At 61.2% G+C, this 22,022-nt stretch carries 19 protein-coding genes; 8 read left to right on the top strand and 11 right to left on the bottom strand.

What is annotated here, in order from left to right; translation table 11 throughout:
- Nucleotides 1–37 precede the first annotated feature (37 nt).
- The 3 genes from FHX76_RS13015 to FHX76_RS13005 all read right to left on the bottom strand — a co-directional run bounded on the left by FHX76_RS13015 (nt 38) and on the right by FHX76_RS13005 (nt 2,150).
- Nucleotides 38–1,333 (bottom strand): M18 family aminopeptidase, encoded by a 1,296-nt coding sequence (locus tag FHX76_RS13015; protein ID WP_167151268.1) that lies wholly within the window; start codon nt 1,331–1,333, stop codon nt 38–40.
- A gap of 63 nt (nt 1,334–1,396) precedes the next feature.
- Nucleotides 1,397–1,864, bottom strand: a complete 468-nt coding sequence (locus tag FHX76_RS13010; protein WP_167151267.1) for a hypothetical protein — start codon at nt 1,862–1,864, stop codon at nt 1,397–1,399.
- A gap of 70 nt (nt 1,865–1,934) precedes the next feature.
- The gene (locus FHX76_RS13005) at nt 1,935–2,150 is read right to left on the bottom strand and encodes a hypothetical protein (RefSeq protein WP_167151266.1); all 216 of its coding nucleotides are present in this window, start codon (nt 2,148–2,150) and stop codon (nt 1,935–1,937) included.
- On the opposite strand from FHX76_RS13005, the gene FHX76_RS13000 reads away from it, so the two are divergent.
- A complete protein-coding gene (locus tag FHX76_RS13000) occupies nt 2,139–4,271 on the top strand; it encodes a HelD family protein (RefSeq protein ID WP_167151265.1) in 2,133 nt (710 codons plus the stop codon). The two genes, FHX76_RS13005 and FHX76_RS13000, sit on opposite strands and share 12 nt — an antisense overlap.
- 135 nt (nt 4,272–4,406) lie before the next feature.
- Here the strand turns inward: FHX76_RS13000 and FHX76_RS12995 are convergent, their stop codons facing one another.
- On the bottom strand, nt 4,407–5,099 hold the full coding sequence (locus FHX76_RS12995; protein ID WP_167151264.1) for a YdeI/OmpD-associated family protein: 693 nt from the start codon (nt 5,097–5,099) through the stop codon (nt 4,407–4,409).
- Nucleotides 5,100–5,230: 131 nt separating this feature from the next.
- On the opposite strand from FHX76_RS12995, the gene FHX76_RS12990 reads away from it, so the two are divergent.
- Nucleotides 5,231–5,692: a hypothetical protein gene (locus tag FHX76_RS12990; RefSeq protein ID WP_208402673.1), complete on the top strand. Its 462-nt coding sequence runs from the start codon at nt 5,231–5,233 to the stop codon at nt 5,690–5,692.
- A 14-nt stretch (nt 5,693–5,706) separates the two neighbouring features.
- On the opposite strand, the gene FHX76_RS12985 is transcribed toward FHX76_RS12990, so the two are convergent.
- Nucleotides 5,707–6,036, bottom strand: coding sequence for a VOC family protein (locus FHX76_RS12985; RefSeq protein WP_243848796.1), 330 nt, complete (start codon nt 6,034–6,036; stop codon nt 5,707–5,709).
- Nucleotides 6,037–6,339: 303 nt separating this feature from the next.
- Between FHX76_RS12985 and FHX76_RS12980 the strand changes: the two genes are divergently transcribed.
- From FHX76_RS12980 to FHX76_RS12970, 3 genes are all read left to right on the top strand, one after another.
- A complete protein-coding gene (locus FHX76_RS12980) occupies nt 6,340–8,751 on the top strand; it encodes a Tex family protein (RefSeq protein WP_341777951.1) in 2,412 nt (803 codons plus the stop codon).
- 72 nt (nt 8,752–8,823) lie between these two features.
- Complete coding sequence (locus FHX76_RS12975; RefSeq protein ID WP_167151262.1) at nt 8,824–9,552, top strand: Pr6Pr family membrane protein; 729 nt, start codon at nt 8,824–8,826, stop codon at nt 9,550–9,552.
- Nucleotides 9,553–9,560: 8 nt separating this feature from the next.
- The gene (locus FHX76_RS12970; protein ID WP_167151261.1) at nt 9,561–10,481 is read left to right on the top strand and encodes an aminoglycoside 6-adenylyltransferase; all 921 of its coding nucleotides are present in this window, start codon (nt 9,561–9,563) and stop codon (nt 10,479–10,481) included.
- Here the strand turns inward: FHX76_RS12970 and FHX76_RS12965 are convergent.
- Nucleotides 10,475–10,897, bottom strand: a complete 423-nt coding sequence (locus FHX76_RS12965) for a hypothetical protein (RefSeq protein WP_167151260.1) — start codon at nt 10,895–10,897, stop codon at nt 10,475–10,477. The two genes, FHX76_RS12970 and FHX76_RS12965, sit on opposite strands and share 7 nt — an antisense overlap.
- A gap of 222 nt (nt 10,898–11,119) precedes the next feature.
- Here FHX76_RS12965 and FHX76_RS12960 point away from each other — a divergent pair, with 222 nt between their 5' ends.
- Both FHX76_RS12960 and FHX76_RS12955 read left to right on the top strand, forming a co-directional pair.
- Nucleotides 11,120–12,286, top strand: coding sequence for an exonuclease SbcCD subunit D (locus FHX76_RS12960; protein WP_167151258.1), 1,167 nt, complete (start codon nt 11,120–11,122; stop codon nt 12,284–12,286).
- Entirely contained in the window at nt 12,283–15,477 is a 3,195-nt protein-coding gene (locus tag FHX76_RS12955; protein WP_167151256.1) for an AAA family ATPase, read from the top strand. The genes FHX76_RS12960 and FHX76_RS12955 overlap by 4 nt, the downstream gene beginning before the upstream one ends.
- Before the next feature lie 49 nt (nt 15,478–15,526).
- Here FHX76_RS12955 and FHX76_RS12950 read toward each other — a convergent pair whose 3' ends face one another.
- The 4 genes from FHX76_RS12950 to FHX76_RS12935 form a co-directional block, all read right to left on the bottom strand.
- Nucleotides 15,527–15,829 carry a helix-turn-helix domain-containing protein gene (locus tag FHX76_RS12950; RefSeq protein ID WP_167151254.1) on the bottom strand — a complete coding sequence of 101 codons (303 nt, stop codon included), beginning with the start codon at nt 15,827–15,829 and terminating at the stop codon, nt 15,527–15,529.
- Between the two features lie 206 nt (nt 15,830–16,035).
- A complete protein-coding gene (locus FHX76_RS12945) occupies nt 16,036–16,482 on the bottom strand; it encodes a PGPGW domain-containing protein (protein WP_167151252.1) in 447 nt (148 codons plus the stop codon).
- 236 nt (nt 16,483–16,718) lie between these two features.
- Nucleotides 16,719–17,132 (bottom strand): NUDIX hydrolase, encoded by a 414-nt coding sequence (locus FHX76_RS12940; protein WP_341777950.1) that lies wholly within the window; start codon nt 17,130–17,132, stop codon nt 16,719–16,721.
- 83 nt (nt 17,133–17,215) lie between these two features.
- Complete coding sequence (locus FHX76_RS12935) at nt 17,216–19,213, bottom strand: M13 family metallopeptidase (protein WP_167151250.1); 1,998 nt, start codon at nt 19,211–19,213, stop codon at nt 17,216–17,218.
- Nucleotides 19,214–19,369: 156 nt separating this feature from the next.
- Here FHX76_RS12935 and FHX76_RS12930 point away from each other — a divergent pair, with 156 nt between their 5' ends.
- Nucleotides 19,370–20,698, top strand: a complete 1,329-nt coding sequence (locus FHX76_RS12930) for an MATE family efflux transporter (protein ID WP_167151248.1) — start codon at nt 19,370–19,372, stop codon at nt 20,696–20,698.
- A gap of 230 nt (nt 20,699–20,928) precedes the next feature.
- Here the strand turns inward: FHX76_RS12930 and FHX76_RS12925 are convergent, their stop codons facing one another.
- Nucleotides 20,929–22,014: a LacI family DNA-binding transcriptional regulator gene (locus FHX76_RS12925; protein WP_167151246.1), complete on the bottom strand. Its 1,086-nt coding sequence runs from the start codon at nt 22,012–22,014 to the stop codon at nt 20,929–20,931.
- Nucleotides 22,015–22,022 lie beyond the last annotated feature (8 nt).

Genomic DNA, 22,022 nt, shown 5'->3' with positions numbered 1-22,022 from the left:
GCGACCGCGCGGGATCAGGCGGGACCAGACGGACCGGCTACACCCCGGCGAAGAACATCCGCACGGCCGCCGCGAGCGCCCACAGGTCGTCAACATGCGCAAGCTCCCGAGCTGAATGCATCGAGAGTAGGGGAACCCCAACGTCGACGGTGCGGATGCCAAGCCGCGTCGCCGTCAGAGGGCCAATAGTCGAGCCGCACGGAACGGTGTTATTCGAGACAAACTCCTGATACTCAGCGCCAGCCGCGGCGCAGGCGCGAGACCAGAGGGCAGCCCCGTGGGCGTCAGTCGCGTACCGCTGGTTCGCATTGATCTTCAGCAGCGGGCCACCCCCAGCCACTGGCCGGTTGGCGGGGTCGTGCTTCTCAGCGTAGTTTGGGTGCACCGAGTGTCCGGCGTCAGACGAGAGGCACCAGGATTCGGCGTAGGCACGGAGGCGGTCGGTCGCTGTGGCACCAAGACCGGCGCCGATGCGCGTGAGCACGTCATCCAGCAACGGGCCGCTCGCCCCTGATCTGGATTCCGAGCCAAGCTCTTCATGGTCGAACGCGGCAAGCACGCTGATGTTGCCTGCGCTGTCTGCCTCGCCGGCATCCGAGTGCGAGATGAGGGCATTGAGCCCTGCAAACACGGAAGACAGGTTGTCCATCCGCCCCGCGGCGAACAGGGAGTCCTCAAGCCCAAAACGCGCTGGCGGGTTGGTATCAGCGGTCAGGATGTCGTACCCAGCGACCTCGTCTGCTTCAACACCCGCAAGCATCGCGAGATGCGCGATCAGGTCAGCCTGCCCGTCATCACCAACGCCAAAGACCGGCGCGGTGTGGCGCTGGCGGTCAAGTGTCAGGCCCGAGTTCGCGTCGCGGTCGAGGTGAATGGCCAACTGTGGGATGCGCAAGAACGGCCCGGTCCGAACGAGGAACTCGGCCCCGTCCTGTGTGACGAGCCGCCCAGCAAGCTCCAGTTCCCTGTCGAGCCATGAGTTCAGCAGAGGGCCACCGTATACCTCAACGCCTGCCTGCAGCCAACCGTTTGAGCCGATAGTCGGTTTGGGCTTGAGCTTAAACCCTGGCGAATCGGTGTGTGCGCCAAGGATGCGGAACGGGGTATCCTTATCGGCTGTCTCCGGCTGCACCCAGGCGATAATGGCGCCGTCGCGGATGACGTAGCGTCCTCCTGGCGAGGTCGGCCACTGTTCCGATTCGCTCAGCCTCGTGAATCCGGCCTCGTCGAGGCGCCTACCGGCCTCAGCTGCGGCGTGATACGACGATGGGCTCGCCGCAATGAACCTCGAAAAATCGCTGATGTAGTCACTCGTGCTGATCGTCGCGCTCATACGACCATCCAACCACGGACCGCTTCGGCTCGGGGATAGCCCCAAACCTGAGCCGCCCGGCTACTAGGCGTCTCGTGCGTCTCGGTCGTCGCCATCATCGGCCGGTGACGCGTCGTGCCAGGTACCAATGATCGGTGCGGATGGGCCGCTCGGCGTTGCTCTCGCCGGCCCATCGTCGTGCCGCGCGTCAATGATGGGACCGCTCACCGGGGTTCCCCGCTCAAAGATCTGCGGCGGCTCGGATGCTTGGCCTGCAGACGACTGCCCGCTCCCCTGCCCCGCGCCACCCTCGTGCCATTCCCCGACGATGGGGGCCTCGTTCTGCATCATCCGCTTGAGCCGAAGCCCGATCACGGTGGCACCGATCATGCCGCCGGCGATGAGCAACAAGAAAAGCGCGACTCCGATCAGGAACAGTTTGAAGATAAAAACTGTTGTAAACACCGCAAGCACCGCAACGCCAACCGCGGCGAGCGCTACAACAACGGTTGTGAGGGTAAGACGGGCGATGCCGGAAACCTTGGATGCCATGAACTCACGATACCCTCGCAACCTGATAGCTTAACCGTCTACGACATCCCAACCCGCCCCGTCGAAGGACTCACGTATTCTCACGCCAGACGCAGCACAACACCGCCTCGACACGCTCAGGGCGGTCATCGCGCAACTCGCAGAACAGGAGCGTGCCCGCCTCGCGGCAACCCTCCGCGAAACGGGCGACGCAAGTGAACTCTGGGAACGCGACGCGCGGGCTGCCCACCAGCAACAGCAGCTTCACCGCCTCGAATCGGCCGGCGAAAAGCTCATGTTTGGACACCTTGGGATGCTCAACGGAGAACGCTGGTACATCGGCAGGATGGGCATCACCGACCCGGCCGAAAAGGATACGCTGCTCGTCGACTGGCGCGCGCCCGTCTCCCGACCTTTCTATACCGCGACCCCGCTTCAGCCCGATGGCACGGAGGATCGCAGCACAATCGAGTCACGCGGCTGGACCATCACTCGGGTCAGCACCGAAACGCTCGACCCGAGCAAGCTCCCTGAGGGGGCTGCTTCCGTTGGGGTTTCAAACGCCCTCATGACGGCGGTCTCCCAGCACCGCACCGGCCGTATGAACGATATTGTCGCGACCATCCAGCGCGAACAAGACAACATCATCCGATCAGAGCTTCGTGGCACCCTGCTGGTACAGGGCGGGCCAGGAACCGGCAAAACCGCCGTTGCGCTTCACCGGGCTGCGTTTCTGCTGTACGAGCACCGCGACCGGCTCGCAAAATCCGGCGTGCTCATTGTTGGCCCAAACCCAACCTTCCTTCGCTACATCGGCAACGTGCTCCCGTCGCTCGGTGAAGACAGCGCCATCCTGACGACGATTGGCGACCTGCTGCCAGGCATCACTGCGACGAGGACCGACCCAACCGCGGCCGCCGAACTCAAGGGCCGCCTTGAGCTGAGCCGTGTCATCAAACGCGCGGTTGAGCGCAAGCAGATCTCGAGCAACCAGCCCATGACCGTCACGCTCGATTCGGGGGATGCGGTCACCCTGTCCGCTTCCGACCTCGCCGAGCTGCGCAAACAGATGCGTCGCCTCCGCAGGCCACACAACCAGGCAAGAACCGTGTTTGAGTCGCGTTTCCGTCGGCTAGTCGCCAAGACCGCGCTGTCGTCGGGTGATCTGCAGGGCCTCTACTCGGCAAGCAGCGCCGAGGATATTGCCGACCTCGCAAGCGAACTCGCAGAGGACGATGCCGTTTACGCGGCAGCCGACATCCTCTGGCCAATCATCTCCCCGAGCGAACTCCTCAGGGGGCTCCTCACCGACCCCCGCGAACTCACCGCCTGCACTCACGGCTTTTCGCGCGATGAACGCGAAACCTTGCTCGCAAGCTACGACGCGTCGGGCTGGAGCGAATCGGATATCCCCCTGCTCGACGAGGCTCAAGAGCTGCTTGGCAACGATCCACGCCCTGAAATCAGGGCTCGGGCACGGGCACGCGCCGCGGATTCGCAGCAGTTGCAGTACGCGCAGGGAGTGCTCGACATTTTTGGCGACAGCACGGGGGAGGATGCCGACGAGGCGTCGTCGGTCAGCGCGCGCGAGCTCGTCGACCGACACCAGGAGCGCGACAATCGCACGGTAGCCGAGCGCGCCTACGCCGACGAAGCGTGGACATACGGCCACATCATCGTTGATGAGGCACAAGAACTCACCCCGATGGCACTTCGCTCGCTCATCCGTCGCTGCCCAACGCAGTCGATGACGCTGGTTGGCGATATCCACCAGGCCTCCGTCACGCTCGGTCGCGCCGACTGGGACGGAATCTTCGGCGGACAAATCCGCCGATACCGTCGCGAAGATCTGACCGTGAATTACCGAACGCCCGCCGAAGTCATGGACATTGCGGCCGGTGTGCTTTCGGTGATTGATCCCGGCGAGCGGCCTTCGGCATCCATCCGCTCAACCGGCCGACCGCCCACCTTCGACCGAGTCGCCGAAGACGATATCGTTGCCCGCGTGCTCGCAGAGGCGACGGAGTTCTTGCGGGACACCACGGAGGGCACCGTTGCGATCATTGCTGGCGTTGGAACCTCCGACACGCTCGCTGGTCAGCTACGCGAAGCCGTGCGGTTGCTCAATACGGGCGTGGATGCTGGTTTCGGAGCGTCATCGCCTGAGGCCAAGGCCGGTACCCGGTCGGCCCCATCCACAGGGGAGGAGCGCCTCTGGGTGGGAAGCCCTCGCGATTCAAAGGGTCTCGAGTTTGACCGGGTCATCGTGGTGGAGCCTGGAACAGCTGAACGCGAACTCACCCTGCCCGAGTACCGCGACCTATACGTTGCCCTCAGCCGGGCGACGCAGGATCTTGTTGTTGTGCATGCTACGCCGCTGCCTGCTGGGCTCACGCCGTCGCTGGTTGATTCGCCGCTCGGAGCCTAGGGCGGGTGGGGCCAGACGGGCGTAGCTGTTTGCGGCTGCGCGCGATCGGTCGCTCATTCGAGTGAGCTGTGGTGTTCGCGAAGCCGCGAGGTGGCCCTCCTCGGCAACGAACCGCGTCCCGGATTGGGTGGGCTTCTACGATCCGGATGCCGGCGTGGGCGTCTGCGGTTCAGGCTGTTCGTACGGAGTCACGCCCTGTTCGAGCTTCTCAACGAGCCGTTCGGCCGCGCGCTCCCGCAACTCGGGGGTGCGCCCAATGGTAACCCTGTGCAAGAACGCGTATCGATTCTGACCGGTCAGCGACTTGAAACGCTCGGCCGCCACTGGAGAGGCGGCGAGGGCATTCGCGAGCTCTTCCGGAACCTCAATGGTTGACGAGCCCTTATACGCCCGATCCCAGCGCCCGTCGGCAACTGCCTTATCGATCTCGGTTTGACCACGGGGGCGCATCCGCCCTTCGCCTGTCAATCGTTCGGTGTGTTCGACGTTTCGGGCCGACCATATGCTTCTGGGCCGTCTTGGGGTGAATCGTTGGAGGAATGTTGCCGCATCAAGGCTGCGTTTTTGACCGTCAATCCAGCCGCTGCAGAGGGCTTCGTCGAGGGCTTGCGCATAGCTCAGTGAGGTTGGTTGTGTTGTGCCCTTCTTCGCGAGCACAAGCCAGACACCGTCGTTGAGTTCTTCGTTATCGTCGAGCCAGGTCCGCCAGGCCTCGGCATCCTTCACCACAAAGGGCTCGATCGCCGGCGAGGTGACGGGCGCTGATTTCTCAGGCGCTGCCTTCCGTGGTTTCGGCGGAGTTGACGGGGCGTCATCTGGTGTGTTCATTTGGCCATTCTGTTCTGTGGGGTTGGTCGCGTCAAGCGCCGGTGATGCGGTGTGGTTTTGGGGCCGAGCATTCTCTGCGCACAGGTGCAACCCCCTAGCGGGCATAACCGCGGCGGACGTAATCTGTGGCCATGATTACTTCACAGGACACCAACGTGCTCAGTGACGAGGACCTTCGCGGGTTTCTTGATACCTATGGTCAATCTCTGCAGGACTTCAACGCGGAGGCTTCGGCAGCACTGTGGGGGCTGCCCGGCACTATCTTGACCGATGATTTTGCTGGCTCTCTGAACTCTCGAGCTGACATGGCGCTTGGCCTGGCTCAGGCGTACCCGTTTTATCGGCTGCTTGGGTTGGCGCGGGTCACGTATGACCTGTTGGAACGGGTGAACGTCACCGAACGAATCACTCAAGTGCGGCTTCGCTGGCATTTTGCGGAAGCATCTGGCAGCGAGCTAACGGATGCCGAGTACGTGTACACGCTTCGGGCAGACGAGGACGGCCCCCATTTCTATGTGGCAATCTCAATCAACGAGACGGAGCACCTGCAACGGCTTGCGGCGGAACGCGGTCTCGGCGGGGCAGCCGCCTAATTACGGCAGGCGTTTTAGTTGACACCAACGCAGAACTGGTTGCCGTCGGGATCAGCCAGCACGGTCCAGCTAAAGCCAGGCATTTCGTGCACGGCAATTTTTGTGGCGCCCTCCCGGATGAACGCGGCGACTTCGGCAATGGGGTCTTCCGTCGCGATGTCGAGGTGGATCTTGTTCTTGCCTTCGGTCACGGCCTCGACCTTTTGGAAACCGAGGGCCTGCTCCCACCCAGGAATCTTCACCATGACGAACCACCCATCATTTTCGGCAACAATTTCGCCGCCAAGACGGGCAGCCCACCAGCGGGCGAGCGGGATTGGGTCAAGGGAGTCAATGGTGATCATGTGCAGGTGAAGGCTCATACCCATAGCCAAGCATGGGCCACTGACATTTGGTCGAGAACGGGCGGACGAGGCGACACGGTGACACGGCAACACGGCAACACGGCAACACGGCAACACGATGAAGGAGACACAGCAACACAGCGACAAGGCGACAAGGCGACAAGGCGACAAGGCGACAAGGCGACAAGGCGACAAGCACAGTTTGGCGTTGTATCCGCTCTTCGATGTCTCAGCTCCTCCTGTTTTTGCAGTTGGCGGCCACGTGCGAACTTGATACCCAGTGAGACCTGTCACAATTCATGTGTGACTTCTGTAGTAACCGCATCCAGCATTCCCCTTCCGTCTATTCAGCAGCAGATTGCTAATGAGCTTGGTGTCAGAGAGGAACAGGTGAGGGCTGCCGTTGCGCTGCTCGACGGTGGCTCGACGGTCCCGTTTATCGCCAGGTATCGCAAGGAAGTCACTGGGATGCTCGACGACACGCAGCTTCGCACACTTGAGGAACGGCTGCGCTACTTGCGCGAACTCGCTGACCGCCGTACGGCCGTGCTCGATTCAATCCGAGAGCAGGGCAAGCTCACTCCAGAACTTGAAGCGCAAATTCACGCGGCTGATTCGAAGGCCCGTCTTGAAGACATTTATTTGCCGTATAAGACCAAACGCCGCACTCGTGCACAGATTGCCCGCGAGGCGGGCCTTGAGCCACTCGCTGATGCTCTCCTCGCAGACCCGACGCTTGTGCCTGAGCAGGTAGCCGCCGGATATCTCAACGACGAGAAGGACATCAAGGACGCCACCGCCGCGCTTGAAGGCGCCCGCAACATCCTCACTGAACGCTTCGCCGAGGATGCCGATCTCATCGGTCGACTCCGCGAGCGGCTGTGGTCGGAAGGCCGCATGGTTTCGACGGTCAAGCCCGGCGCAGAGCTGAAGGGGGCCAAGTTTGCCGACTATTTCGATTTCTCCGAACCGCTGACCAAGCTTCCGTCGCACCGCATCCTCGCACTGTTCCGAGGGGCAAAGGAAGAGGTCCTTTCTGTTTCGGTTGACCCATCGGCCGAGGGCGAAGAGGCTGATCCGCTCGCAGTGACGCCCTACGAAATGGCCATCGCCACCCAGTTTGGCGTGAGCCAGCAGGGGCGGCCCGCGGATGCGTGGCTTGTTAGCGCTGTGCGCACGAGCTGGCGGGGCCGAATCCTGATGCGCCTTGAGCTTGATCTGCGGACCCGCCTGCGCGAGAAAGCTGAAGAAGACGCCATTAAGGTGTTTGCGTCGAACCTCCGCGATCTGTTGCTCGCGGCACCCGCTGGGCCTCGGGCCACACTTGGCCTTGACCCGGGGCTGCGCACTGGTACAAAAGTTGCGGTGGTGGATGCTACTGGAAAAGTAGTCGCATACGACACCATTTACCCGCACCAGCCGCACAATAAGTGGCAGGACTCCCTCGTGACGCTGGATGCGCTCATCACGAAGCACAATATTGAACTGATCGCTATCGGAAATGGAACGGCGTCGAGGGAGACCGATAAACTCGCCGCTGAACTCGTCAAGTTGCGGCCCGAACGAAAGCTTACGAAGGTCGTTGTTTCTGAAGCTGGAGCGTCGGTCTACTCGGCTTCTGCTTTTGCTTCCCAGGAGTTGCCAGAGCTTGACGTCTCGATCCGTGGTGCTGTTTCGATTGCCCGTCGTTTGCAGGATCCACTCGCCGAACTCGTAAAGATCGACCCAAAGTCGATTGGCGTTGGACAGTATCAGCATGATCTGCCCGATTTCTCGCTGTCTCGTTCGCTTGACGCGGTAGTTGAGGACTGCGTAAATGGCGTTGGGGTCGACCTGAACACCGCTTCTGCTCCCCTGCTGACCCGTGTTTCTGGTATCGGCCCTGGGCTGGCAGAAAGCATCGTCGAATTTCGTGATGCCAACGGGCCCTTCACATCTCGGAAGGCCCTCGCGAAGGTGCCGCGCCTTGGGCCGAAGGCGTTTGAGCTGTGTGCCGGATTCCTTCGAATCCGTGATGGAGAGAACCCTCTCGACGCTTCGGGTGTCCACCCTGAGGCGTATTCGCTTGTGGGACGCATCGTTCAGGTAACGGGTGCCGACGTTCCTACGCTGCTTGGCAACGGCCAAGCGCTTCGCAAGGTGCGCGCCGCCGATCTTGTGGATGGGACGTTCGGGTTGCCAACTGTCACCGATGTGCTTGCAGAGCTCGAGAAACCTGGCCGCGATCCGCGGCCAACATTTGCCACGGCCACCTTCGCGGATGGCGTCGAGAAAGTCTCTGATCTGCGGCCGGGGATGGTCCTTGAGGGCGTTGTGACCAATGTGGCGGCCTTTGGAGCGTTTGTGGATGTTGGGGTCCATCAGGACGGCCTCGTTCACGTCTCGGCGCTGAGCGACCGCTTTGTTTCTGACCCTCGCGAGGTGGTGAAGCCGGGTGACGTTGTTCGGGCCAAGGTCATGGATGTTGACGTCGACCGGAAACGCATCTCGTTGAGCCTGCGCCTCGACGACGAGCCGACGCCAGGAGGAACCTCCGGTGCTGGCGGCCGCGGCGAACGCGGGGCCAGGCAGGCACCTCGCGGCGCGAGCACCGGCAACCGGGGACAAACAGGCGGTAAATCGGCTCAGAGCAGCCGACCCCGTTCGGAGAAGCCTGCACCCGCAAATAGCGCTATGGCCGATGCGCTTCGTGCCGCCGGCTTTCAGGTGGATTAGGTCGTAAGGCTTCTGCCAGACCGTAGTTGGTGAAAAGATAACTTCTACTCCTCACTACGCGAAGGTGATCTTATGACTGAACCACGGCCAGACGCCCGAGCCAACGCGGAAACGGCCAACGCAACGGTCACAACCCCGGAAGGCCCAAAACCAGCGGAAAGCTCGGATCGCCGCACAGGGGTCCCTGCACAAGTCGTTGCCTTGCTGAGGCTTGTCTTTGCGCTGGCCACTGTGGCCGCCATTGTGGCGACGTTTTTCGATTCCGCGTCGAACGCCCCCGTTAACCCGTTCAATTTCTTTGGATTTTTCACCATCCAAGGCAACTTGATCATGGTTGTTGTTCTCATCGTCACTGCCGTTCTGGCGTTCACTGCCAAGCCGCCTTCATCGGCTTGGCAGCTTGTCAGGGGTTCTGCCGTCGCATACATGATCGTCGTTGGTGTTGTCTACAACACCTTGCTTACAAACGTTGCCGGCGGCGTTTCGCTCCCCTGGGCAAACAGCATGCTTCATGTGGTGCTGCCCCTGTACGTTGCTATTGATTGGCTTGTGTTCGATGACAGGCCCCCGCTCGGTTGGCGCACGATCTGGGTGATCCTGTTCTACCCGGCGGCATGGGTCACCGTCGTGCTGATTCGTGGGGCAACGGACGGCTGGGTTCCCTACCCGTTCCTCAACCCTGCCAACGGGTACGGCTCGGTGACGCTCTACTGTGTCGGAATTTTGGTCGTTATCCTTGCGGGCGCGGCAGCCGTGTGGGGGTCAAGCAGGCTTCGAGTCGTTCACGTCAGGAACGGCTAAGGCGGGACATGGAGAATCCTCACGACCTGCTGGAGAAGGTGCTGGCGTTTGCCCGCGAATCGGACATCATCGACGCGGTCATCCTCACCGGTTCGCGCGGCAGAAACGCGCGCGTTGATCGATTTTCCGACCTTGACCTCGAACTGATCATGACCTCGAATGACATCGCGACTCACCAGCTGTGGGATTCGGACGTCTGGCTGACAAGCATCGGGCCTGTACTCGTGAGTATTCACCTTGCCAATGGGGGCGACGGAGAGCCAGATTGGCCTACCTGTCTCGCCGTATTTGCCGGCGGTCGGAAGATTGACTTCACACTGGCCGGGCCGCTGAGAATCGAGCGGATGCGGCGCAGCGGTCTCGATGCCACGTACACACGCGGGTTCACGGTACTGCTCGACAAAAGCGGTATCACGCGGGAGCTGCCTACGCATACGCCGGCTCGCCCCGCAGCGGCAATGCCGTCGTCTGACGAAGTGGATGCTCACCAGCGAGAGTTCTGGTTCGAAGCGACGCAGGTGCCTATCTATGTCGCTCGAGATGACCTGTGGCCTGCTCAGCTTCGCCTGGCAGAAATGCGAGAACAGCTGTTGGTCATGTCGCAATGGATGGTAACCGCGCCTTCTCCCTCGCGAGGACAACCGGAGCGGGTCGAGGGGCAAGCCGGCGTCGCCGATACCTGGCACAACGGACATCACCTGGGCGAATGGCTGCCTGAGCCGTATTCCAGTCAGGTCGCTGCGACGTTTGCGTTGTATACACAGGACAGTATTGGCAAGGCCCTGCTGGCGACCATTGATCTGTACGACGCCGTTGCGAAGGAGGCTTGTGCCAAGCTTGGGTTCGTAGATCTCGCGCTGCGCGATCGAGTGCTTGCCCACGTCGAACGGGTGATCTCGCCGGAAACCGACCTGCGAAACGATCACTGAGTTCCCCGTTCAATCGTGAGGTAGCCAACACCCCTCGACGAACTCAGCAGTTGCGCCCGCAACGATACGCGTGCGTCAGCGCAAGCCTGAGCGAAGCGTTCGAGGGCAATCCTCTCGCTTGCGTGCAGAGTCGGCGGGCCCGGTCGTTCCCAGACAACAATTGCGTGATCGGCGGTGTGGTCAAATAGCTGCTGCTGAGTGAGGGAGACGAGCCATTCGATCTGATCCGATTTGGTCGGCGGTCGAGCTTCTTCGACGGGAACCACAATGGGCAGTTGTGTGTAATCGGCGGCAAGGAGCATGATCCAGGCCTGAGGGCGTATGGCCCGCCCAACGATGGTAATCATGCGTTCGGTAATACTCTGGTCGGTGAGGAGTGGATGTTCGTGAAGGGTGTCTGCTGGAATTGGCGTCATGTCCATAATGTTGACCGCGCAGCACGGGCAATGAGTGGCCACGGCGAAATTTGTGGATAACTACGTCAGCGGAACCAGATGTGGAAAAGTTTGGCAGCTGCTTGCGTCTCCAGCCGCACGAACCCGAGAAGGGGCCTTCTCCCTCGCTCAACCATGCGAGTGTCAGTGGTCTCGTTAGGCTTGAACATAACCACACCAGCGCGCACCCGAAAGGAGCCAGCATTGAAGATTCTGCACTCGAGCGATTTCCATATCGGCCGCACGTTCCATGCCACATCGACACTCGACCACTTGCGCCAAGTACTCGCAGCGCTGGTCTCGCTGGCCGTGCAGCAGAGCGTCGATGTCCTTGTCGTTTCCGGCGACATTTTTGACACGTCAACGCCTGCCGCAGACCACTATGCGGTGCTCACCGAAACACTCACGGCACTCCACTCCGAAGGCATCGCGGTCGTGATGACCAGCGGCAACCACGATTCAGCCACCCGACTCGGGTTTCAGTCCCAGTGGGCAAGCCAAGCAGGCATCCACATCCTCACCGAACACGACGCCTATTCACGGCCGGTTGAGCTCAACGATGAATTCGGGCCAGTCCTCTTCTACGGCATCCCCTATCTTGAGCCGTCTCTTATCCGTCATCTGCATCCCGAGGTTGAGCTCCGCAGCCAACAGCAGGCGCTCTCAATGGCTATGGATGCCGTTCGTGCTGACCTCGCCTCACGAGCTTCCGATACATCCCCGGTCCGATCTGTAGCCATGGCCCACTGTTTTGTCGTTGGTGGCGAAGCAAGCGATGTTGAACGAGATATCACCGCTGGTGGGCTTGACTACGTGTCACTCAGCACATTTGACGGCCCCGACTATGTTGCGCTTGGCCACATCCACGGACGCGCCGTTTTCAGCGAGCGAGTGCGGTATTCGGGGGCCCCGCTCCACTATTCGTTCTCAGAGGCAAACAAACCACGGGGTGTGTGGTTAATCGACCTCGGCGCTACAGGGCTCGGCGCTGTCGAGTGGCACGATCTTCCGATTCCCCGCCCACTTTCTGTTGTGACTGGCACGCTCAACGATCTCATAACCCAATCGGAATATAACTCGGCTGAGCAGCACTGGGTATCGGCGATTCTTACTGACCAGCAGCGGCCACTCGATGCAATGGCCAAGCTCCGCGAGCGATTCGCCTACTGCGTCACCCTTGAATTTCAGCCGGATACTTCCGCCGACCACGGAACGGCGACGTATGCGCAGCGTGTGCAATCCCAGAGCGACCCCACGCTCATCGCCGGGTTTCTTGAATACGTTCGCAACGGTGTAGGGCAAACAGATTATGAACGTGAGTGCATAGCTGACGCACTCGCACAGGTTGGCGAAACGGAGGCGAAGCGATGAGAATCAGATCGCTCACCGTAGCTGGATTTGGCCCCTACAAAAACCAGGAAATCGTAAACTTCGATGAATATGTCAATGACGGAATCTTTCTCATCAGTGGCAAAACTGGCGCAGGAAAATCCAGCATCTTGGATGCCATTTCCTACGCACTCTTCGCGAAAGTAACCCGCTACGATGGCACCCAACCGAGGCTGCGCAGCGATCATGCGTCAGGCACAGATGCATCCTTCGTCACGCTTGAGTTCACCCTCAACAACACTGAGTATCGGGTTCACCGCACGCCTGAATACGAGCGCCCCAAACGATCAGGCTCCGGCACCACAAAACAGGCTTCTTCCGTCGAGGTAGCTGTCCGCCAGCCAGGCCAGTACGAATGGCAAGTGATCGCCGCTAAGGAGCGCGAGGCCGCTCACGAACTCAGTCGCATCTTGCCACTCACGCGCGAGCAATTCTCACAGGTCATCATGCTGGCCCAGAACGACTTTCAGCGATTTCTCTTGGCCAAACAAGACGATCGCCAAGCCCTTCTCCGGTCATTGTTTAATACCCGACGGTTCGAACGACTCGAGGAGCATCTGGCCGAGCGCAGTCGCGCATCCGGCGCTGGCGTTGCCTCTGCTCTCGAGCTTGTAGCCCAACAGGCGGCAATCGTGTCGTCGATAATCGAGGATGCCAAAGCGGATTCCAACTCGGGTGTGGAAACCCTTGGCATCACATCCGACGCCGAAAGCGAGAGCGAATCCAGCGACTCCACGGGCAGTGCAGATGGGACAGGCGGCGCGAACAAGGCAAGGGATGCCAGCACAGGGCAAGGCCCCGACCGCGAATCCGAATCTGAGTCCGAGCCCGAGCCCGAGCCCGAGCCCGAGGCAGACAAACACAGCCTCGCCTGGTTTACGGCGCAGCTCTCCTTACTCACTGAGCAACACAAGACGGCCCTCCGTTCGCAGGATGCCGCCGCAAGCGAGGCTCAGTCCAGATCGAACACACTGGCCCATTTGCAGAACATTGCTGCACTTCAGCAGCGACGAGACGTTGCACGTGAAACGATTGCCGAACTTGATCGGCACCGCGAATCCCACCTCGCTGACAAGCAGCAACTCGAAGATGGTGAGCGAGCGAAGGCCGCCTGGCCGTTCCGTTCCGCCGTCACCCGTGCACGTGATTCGAGCGCGAAGGCCCAAGAGCGTGAGACCGAGGCGAGACAACGATTTCGCCAGCATCAAACGGATGTCGACGAGCAAAACGACGCAGGCGCACCACTGGCAGCAGGCGAGCTCTCCGCGGCCGAACTGTCAACGTTCATCCAAGTCCTTGCTGAGCGCATTGGCTCCCTTTCTCAACTTGTTGATGACGAGAAACATCTCGACGAACTCAACAAACAGCTCGCTCATTCCGCCCAACTGAACGCCGAGGCTGAGAAGCGACGACTGGCGGCAACGGAAGCCATCGTGTCGCTCCCAAAGCAACGCGATCAGCTGGGCGCGACGATACTTGAACTCACCGCGACTGTGGCCGGCCGAGCATCCCTCAACGACAGGCTCCTCGAACTCAGGCAGCAGCACACCGCCGCCGAATTGGCAGTAAAAACGCAAGCAGCATTGGACCTCGCTCAAGCCGATGAAAGCAAGGCGATCACGCAGAATGCCAGCGCGGCCGCCAAGCTGGACGACCTCAACCGAGCCCGCCTCCGGGGCAGCGCATCCGACCTTGCCGCGGCGCTCATCAAGGATATGCCGTGTCCGGTATGTGGCTCTGCCGAGCATCCACATCCTGCTGAACCAGACGATGCAACAGTAAGCGATAGCCAACTCGAAGCAGCCAGGGCGCAGTTGGATGACGCGTTTGCGGCCCTTGCAGACTCACGCGGAACGGTTACAAAGCTGAGCACCGAGGCCGCCGAGCACCGAACCCGATCCAAGAGCATGCCGGTGGAAGACATCGAAGCGCTCATCAACACGACGCTGGATTCGCTTCACGTCCTTGACTCGGCAGCGGTTCAGCTCGCTGAAACACAGGAGGAGTCAACGCGCATCGGTACAGCCATCGCGTTTGCTCACGAAGAACTCGAGCATCAGCAACAACACAGCCAAGAACTTGTTGCCAGGCAAGCCGCTCTCCAGGCAGATCATGACAGCATCATCCAGCGCCTCAGCGAGGCAAAGGGCACGTTCCCGACGGTTGCTGCCCTCCGTGAGACGCTTATGCGTCAGCGTCAGTCCGCCGCCGAGCTCGGCACCGCACAGGAGGAAGCTGCCGAGGCTCACCGGATGCTTGACCAAGCGCTCGCCCAGCTCAACGAACAACTCACACAACAGGGTTTTGAGTCACTCCAACAGGCAGAAGATGCCCATCGTTCGCCAGAAGACCTCTCTGCGCTCAAACGGCGCGTTGACGACGTTCGCGACGCACACTCCCACGCGACTAAAACACTCAAAAGCGATGAGTTCCTTGACCTTCCCAACGAACCGGTTGACCTCGCCGAGGCGACGGATGCAGCAGCACAGGCCGATGAAGCCCTCAGCACCGCAACGGCCGACGCTGCCGTGGCGGCAAAACGTATGAGCCAAGTCTCAGCTGTTGTAAGCGATGTCCGGCAGCGAATCAGTAACGTTGAGCAGCTTCTGAGCGACCATGAGCAACTCCGAGTTCTCTCACAGACCCTCCTCGGGAATGATCCCAACGAGCGCCGAATGCGACTCGAAACCTACGTGCTCGCGGCCCAGCTCGAAGAGATCGTGGCGGCAGCCAATGTCCGTCTCCGAGAAATAACCGGCGGCCGCTACACACTTGAGCACGACGACGGGCTACAGTATCGCAACACCCGAGCAGGACTTGGCCTTGCTGTCCGTGACGAACATACTGGCCTCGCGCGATCACCGCGCTCACTCTCAGGAGGCGAAACCTTCCTCGCATCGCTGTCGCTTGCGCTCGGTCTCGCTGAGGTCGTGACAAACCAGGCCGGAGGAATCCAACTCGACACGCTGTTCATCGACGAAGGATTTGGCTCACTCGACGCCGAGACCCTCGAAACTGCCATGCATGCGCTCGACGGCCTCCGAGCGGGCGGACGCACCATCGGACTCATCAGCCACGTCGAGGCCATGAAAGAACAGATACCGGCAAAACTCAATATTGAAGTCACTGCGCACGGCTACAGCACCATCTCGCGCGGGGCACACACGCCGTAATCAAGCAACAGCCCCCGTTAACGATTGGGCCGCTGTCACCAGGGAAGAACTACTCGCGTTCGTTCCGGCGAGCCCGAATGAGATCAGCGACCGTCACCCCATGCGATTGAGACGGCAAATCGCTCTCGCTCAAGCCCGCAACCAGAACTGCAGGATCAACGTTAAGCGCTGCAGCAATCCGCACCAGCGTCACCAAACTCGGATTTGCCTCACCACGCTCAATCTTGCCAAGGCTCGTGAAATGCATCGACGCCAACTCCGCGAGCTCCATCTGGCTCACACCATGACGGTGCCGCTCGGCACGAATACGCTCGCCAACAAGAGAAGCAGCCTGAGATCGAGGGGAAGACATTCCACAATGCTCAATCACGCTAGACATCCAAGACAGGGCACAAAATGCGCATTTGTTTATGCATAACGCTTTTATACCGCATTTGCGTCCGAGAGACGAAAACGCCCCGTGTTTCAATGCGAGCCTACCGGCGGTCTTTTCCCAATAAAATCCCTGCACTGAGGCGAAAACTGGTCGTAAGCATCCCGTCGCCAGAAAGGAGGCGGCTAGACGCGATCTGAGGCGGACACGGAAACAAGCGTCACATTTCCGCCAAAAGATTCTTCATGATTGTGAGGGCCCGGACGCGTTGCACCCGTTTGCGAGCCTCGACTGCCGCCGACTGCCGACGAACGCCCACGGCGCGCCTGCCACCACTCCCACAAATTCACCAGCCAACGCTTGAGCCGCTCCGACGCACGTCGCGCGCCGGCAAATTCGGTGCCAAGGACGCCGAGCCCAACAAATACGACGAGCCAGCCAGGACCGGGCAGCGGAATCAAAATGAGCCCCAGCAGCACAACGGCGGTTCCGCTCACGGCAACAAACAACCGATACAGCATCCGCAGCAGCGGTCGCCGCTCGACAAACGCACGGCATGCCCGCAGGAAACGGCGAAACGGTCGGTCGGGGCTTGAACCCAATTGAATGTCGCGTCGCAGATCGTGCTTCATGTTGAGACGCTAACAGCCAAGCCTGAGCGAAAGCGCTGAGTTGTCCGGATGCCCGCAGCGCGTGCGCTCACGGGCAAGGCGTCCCCGCACCATCCGATCCAGGACGCGAGGCCGAAATGGAGATCGACTGGCGGCACAGCGGCACAGCGATCGTGCCGACAAAGCCACAAAGCCACAAAGCCACAAAGCCACAAAGCCATCGTGCCGGCAGAGCAGTCAATCAAACAATCAATCAATCAATCAATCAGACCAAGCGCGTTGAGCCGCTTGACGACCTCTGCACCTGCTGGCGGGCACCGGAAGAGGTCGGCCGTAGTTGCCCAGTGAAGCTCGCTTACCTCGGCTGAGGCGACCGGCTCTGCCGAGGTGTCGGCGGCAAAGATCACCATATTCACCATGCGCCCCTCAGGCTCGCCATGGGCCTGGGTGAGCACCGTAAAGAGCTGCGTGAGCTGGGTGGCGTCGAGCTCAAGCCCAACCTCTTCGCGACTTTCGCGCGCTGCGGCCTGCACGAGCGTCTCGCCAGCATCCACCTTGCCACCCGGCATGAAGATGACGTCTCGCCCGCGGGCCGTGACCATCAGCACACGTCGCTCCCGAATGAGGGCGATGGCAGCTACCTCGATATTGCTGAGATCTGAACCCGTCACGGAAGGCACTAACCCTGCCACCGACGGGTCTGAATCCGCCGCCGAATCTGCACCTGCGACGGATGGCCCGGCATTCACGCCGGTCACCAGATGGTCACGCGCGACTCTGGCGCGAGCCAGAGCGCATCGCCCTCAGCAACGTCGAACGCCGCGTAAAACTCGTTGATATTGCGCACAATCTGGTTGCAACGGAACTCGTTTGGCGAGTGCGGGTCGATGGTGAGCAGTCGGATAACTTCTTCGTCGCGGCCCTTCTGCTGCCAGGCCTGCGCCCAGGAAAGGAAGAACCGCTGTGCGGCCGTAAGACCATCGATGACGGGAGCGTCTGCACCGTCGAGCGACAGGAGGTAGGCGTTCCAGGCGATGGACAGGCCGCCGAGGTCGCCGATGTTCTCACCAATTGTGAGTTCGCCGTTGACGAAGTTGCCGGGGACCTGCGCGGGGGCAAGGGCGTTGTACTGATCGATGAGCGATTTGGTGCGTTGCTCAAAGGCGGCGCGGTCGTCGTCAGTCCACCAATCGGTGAGCTTGCCGTCGCCGTCGTAGCGGGAACCCTGATCGTCGAAGCCGTGCCCAATTTCGTGGCCGATCACGGCACCAATCGCGCCGTAGTTTGCGGCGGCGTCGCGCTCGACATCGAAGAACGGTGCCTGCAGAATGGCGGCAGGGAAAACGATCTCGTTAAACCCAGGGTTATAGTAGGCATTGATGGTCTGCGGGGTCATGAACCACTCGTCGCGGTCGATTGGGCTGCCAATCTTGTCGAGTTCGCGACGGAACTCAACTTCGCTGACGCGGCGAGCGTTGCCTACCAAATCTGCTGCATCAACCGCGAGCGCGGAATAGTCGCGCCATTTGACCGGGAAACCGACCTTCGGCGTGAACTTTTCAAGCTTTTCAAGCGCGCGTGTGCGGGTCTCTGCGCCCATCCATTCGAGGCCCGTAATCGACTGGCGATAGGCCTCGATGAGGTTGTCAACGAGGGCATCCATTGCCTGCTTCGAACGACTATCGAAGTGCTTCTCAACGTAGACCTTGCCGATGGCCTCGCCCACGGCGCCTTCGGTAAACGAGACGGCTCGCTTCCAGAGATCGCGCTGTTCGGGGGTTCCCGTCAGTGCGGTGCCGTAGAAGTCGAAGTTTGCCCTGGAGATTTCTTCGGTGAGGTAGGCAGCTGATGAACGCACAACCTGCCAGACGAGCCAGTTGCGCCAGGCTGGGAGGTTGTCGTCGGTGAGCAGCTCGGTAATGCCGGTGAGCGCGGACGGCTGACCGGCAACTACCTCGGCGACGGCAGATTGTGGAATGCCGATGTTTTCGAGGTAGAGGTTCCAGTCAAGCCCGGGGGTAATCTCTTGCAGCTCGGCGAGGGTGCGCAGGTTGTAGAGCTTTTGGATGTCGCGGCTTGCGACATTGTCCCAGTGGACCGAGGCGATGCTGGTCTCAAGATCGAAGATGCTTTTGGCGGCCTCGGCCGCGTCGCTCAGCCCAACAAACCCAAGCATGCGCTCAAGGTGAGCAAGGTAGGCGGCTCGAATCTCTTCAAACTGTTCTTCGCGGTAATACGCCTCGTTTGGCAGACCGATGCCGCCCTGCATCACAAAGATAATGTAGCGCTCTGGATTGCCCGGGTCGTTATCAACGCCCATGCCAAGGAATCCGCTTGCCCCAGCACGCTCAAGGCGGGCGGTGAGGGCCACGAGGTCTGGGATGCTGGTCACGGCAAGCGCCGAGGCAACGTCGTCGTTGATAGGGTGCGTGCCGAGCGCTTCGCGCCGCTCGGTATCCATGAAGCTCGCGTAGAGGTCACCGATTTTGCGGTGCTCGGTGCCGGGCTCTGCCGACTGGGCCTCGATGATGATGTCTTGAACGGCCTTCTCTGCCTCTTCGGCAAGCACGTGGAAGGCACCGTAACGAGCCTTGTCTGCTGGGATCTCGGTGCGGTCAATCCACTTGCCATTCACATGGCGGAAGAGGTCGTCTTGCGGACGAGTCTCTGGGTCTAGCTCGGCAAGATCAATGCCAGAAGGAAGGGTGGATGCGGTGGTTGCTGCGCGCGATGTGTCCGTGTTCTGAGCCATGACACCTACCTTATTGTGACGAGGCTGCGTGTGGGCAGAGATGTCGTCTGCTGTGAGCGAATTGCGGGATTGGCTGGTTGTGGAGAACAACATCCACGGCCCAAAGCACTCCCGGCCAACAGCGCCCCTGTCGCACCCCTCGGCTAGCCTTGAGCCATGAAGTTCACCGCCGTTGACCGCACAATCGGTCGACTGGCGATTCCTGCCCTCGGCGCGCTCATCGCTGAGCCACTCTTCTTGCTGGTCGACTCTGCAATGGTCGGCCACATTGGCGCCGCAGAACTGGGCGGCATCGCCCTCGCGGGGGCCGTATTACAGACGATGATCGGCCTCATGGTCTTTCTCGCATACTCAACAACGCCACTCGTCGCGCGCAGGCTCGGCGCCGGCGATACCAAGGGGGCCGTCTCCGTTGGCATCGACGGGCTGTGGCTCGCCGGCGGCCTTGGCGTCGTTGTTGCCGCGATCGGTGCGCTCTTCGCGAATCCCATCATCGATCTGTTTGGTGCAGCCCCCGATGTGAGCCAGGCCGCGCACACGTACCTCACGGTCTCGCTCTTTGGTGTTCCCGCGATGCTCATCGTTTACGCCGCCACCGGCCTGCTTCGGGGCCTCCAGAACACCCTCACGCCGCTCTGGGTGGCGACCATCGGCTTTGGCGTCAACGCGGTCGCCAACTACCTGCTGATCTACGTTGTTGGTTGGGGAATCTTTGGCTCGGCCCTCGGGACCGTGCTCGTGCAGTGGGGAATGGTCGCCGCATACGTCGTAGTCGCCAACCGTATCGCCCGCGAAACGGGGGCCTCACGTCGACCACGCCTCGCCGGCATCCGGCTTGGGGCTTCGATGGGCGGATGGCTGTTCTTGCGCACGCTGAGCCTCCGGGCCGCCATGCTGGTCACCATCTTTGTGGCGACTGGCCTCGGCACCGACGAGCTCGCGAGCTTCCATGTGGTCATGACCCTCTTCTCTACGGCGGCCTTTGCCCTCGATTCAATCGCGATCGCGGCCCAGGCGCTTGTTGGTGCCACGCTCGGGGCCGGCGACGCGCAAAAAACGCAGCAGATCGTGCGCCGCTGCATCCACTGGGGCCTCATCTGCGGAGTCGCCCTCACCCTGATTATCGGCGCGCTCAGCCCGGTCATCGGCTTCGCCTTTTCCACCGAGGAGGGGGTGCTCGGGATGCTGCCGCCCGCCATCCTCATCATGTCCCTCAGCCTCGGGCTCGGTGGGTTCGTCTGGGTGCTCGACGGCATCCTCATGGGGGCAGGCGATGCCAAATACCTGGCCGTTACTGGCGCGCTCAACCTTGTGATCTACCTGCCCATTGCCGCGGCCGTTCTGGCGTTCACCCCGTCGGGAACCCTCGGCTTGTGTCTGCTCACGGCCGGCTTTACGTTTGGCTACGTTGGCGCGCGAGCGCTCACTCTCGGGCTTCGGGTTCGAGGCACGCGCTGGCTCACGGTCGGGCAACACCTGGCCTAGCCTCTACTGGCTCGCGAATGACCGTTTCGCGACACCGCGAACTCTCCACAAGCTATCCACAGGCACCCCTGAATTACACCGTTGTAATTCCGGCGTTTGAGGAAAGTTATCCCCACCAAACACAAAGTTATTAACACCCAAGAGCGGCCGCGCAGCACGGCATCCGTTCGCCACTCGTTGCGAAAAAACAGCGGAAAAATCGCAATCTGCGGCGAATGGATGGCCCAACACTACGCGGAGGGTGCTGGTCCGGTGGTGTCACCAACTCGCAGCTCTGAGTAGAACGCAAGGTCGCCAACATCCTCACCCTCAACAAGTTGAATGGCGGCGCGGCCAGCGGCACGACCCTTCTCGCGAGCAGGCTGCACGAGCGTACTCAGGTCTCGGTCGCTGAGCCCGTCGAGGCGGATGCCGTCAAAGCCAATCACACTCAGCTGACCCGGCACGTCGAGCCCAAGATCGGTGGCCGCCCGGATAACGCCGAGGGCAAGCAAGTCACTCTGGGCAGCAATCGCGGTAGGGCGAACGGATGCCGTCAGCAGCACGCCGGCGGCATCCGCGAGCAGTGCGAAGCCAGCAGCCCGGCCCTCCTCAACAAGACTTGCTGTGACCGACCTGCCAACGGCATCCGGAAACACATCCCTGATGCCAAGTGCGCGCTCAGAGGCGACGTAGTTATGGGTTGGCACGACCTCATCGGAACCGTACGTCGCCGGAACGCGTTCCGGGGTGAGCGGCAGCGTGACCATGGCGACGCGTTGGTGCCCAAGCGCCGCAAGGTGGCGGGCCGCCGCGGCCGAGGCCCCCCTGTTGTCGGAGTCGATCGACACGATGTCGAGGCTGCTTGGCCCTTCAAGCTCGATGGCCGGGATGCCCCGCTGCCGCGCCTGGCTCAGCGATTCGGATGCCGTTGTGCTGCAGCCAAACAGAATGATCGCGTCGACGGGTGCCGTTGAAACGCTGAGCGGCCCACTCACCACGTTGCCAAGCAGCGCAAGGCCGGAACCGGCCGCGCCAATCTCGTCGGCGATGCCGTCAAGCAGCGCGATGCGGATGGGGTCGCGAAAGGCCTCCCCAAGTCGCTCGTCGAGCACCACACCGATCAGACCGCTTCGCCCTCGGCGGAGGGATGCTGCGCGCGGGTCTGGACCGGTGTAGCCAAGTTGGGCCGCTGCCTGGCGCACGCGCTCGCGCATTGCGTCGGAAACCGGCCCTCCGTCGCTGAATGCGATCGAGACGGTTGACGTGCTGACGCCGGCGAGCGCGGCAACGTCGGCAAGGGTTACTCGCTTGCGATCTTGACTCGTGGCACTCATGCGAGATA

Origin of the sequence: Lysinibacter cavernae (genome assembly GCF_011758565.1) — a bacterium.
Classification (GTDB): domain Bacteria; phylum Actinomycetota; class Actinomycetes; order Actinomycetales; family Microbacteriaceae; genus Lysinibacter; species Lysinibacter cavernae.
The sequence above is the reverse complement of the archived record's forward strand: the minus strand, read 5'-3'. Positions and strand labels throughout refer to the sequence as shown.